This is a genomic window from Polaromonas sp. P1_G2 (genome assembly GCF_056405515.1).
Genome location: NZ_JBFUBY010000875.1, coordinates 1 through 527 on the forward strand (window position 1 = coordinate 1; position 527 = coordinate 527).

The 527-nt window shown below is 63.9% G+C and carries 1 protein-coding gene; it reads left to right on the forward strand.

Annotated elements, in window-relative coordinates:
* Positions 1-342, forward strand: a 342-nt coding sequence (locus AC1D0P_RS28095; protein WP_477679731.1) for a hypothetical protein, incomplete at its 5' end; no start/stop codon positions are given.
* Between the last annotated feature and the right edge of the window lie 185 nt (positions 343-527).

Here is a 527-nt window from a genome sequence, read left to right on the forward strand (position 1 = left end):
CGCCTCGACGGCGCGATCACGGCTGGCCCGGCGGCCATAACACTCGGCTTCGCCGCCTTCGGCATCGCCCCGCTTGCCGGCCCGGCTGAGACATTGCTCGCCTGGCTGCATGAGCGTAGCGATGCCTTTACCGAGCTTGTGGTGGGCGACACAGCGATCATCGCTTTCGGCAAGCCGCAGTATGAGATGCATCTCGATGCCGCGATCTCGGATGCGACCGGGGTTGATCGTGCCCGGTTGCGGCTCGCCTGGCGTCCGCATACGAGCCTGACCGAGCGGCAGCGGATTGCCGTGGATTTTGAGCGAGTTCGGCAGACGCTGGAACAGCATCTGGCGAGGTGAGCTTGTGGCACCCTACCTCTCCCCTTGCGGGAGAGGATAGCAAGGCCGGGTGAACGCAGTGAACCCTTGGCCGCGCTTGGTGAGGGGTAATGTGACGGAGTTTTCACCCCTCACCAACTTCGACCAAGGGTTCGCTTACGCTCACCCGGTCTTCGCATCCTCTCCCGCAAGGGGCGAGGAAAACC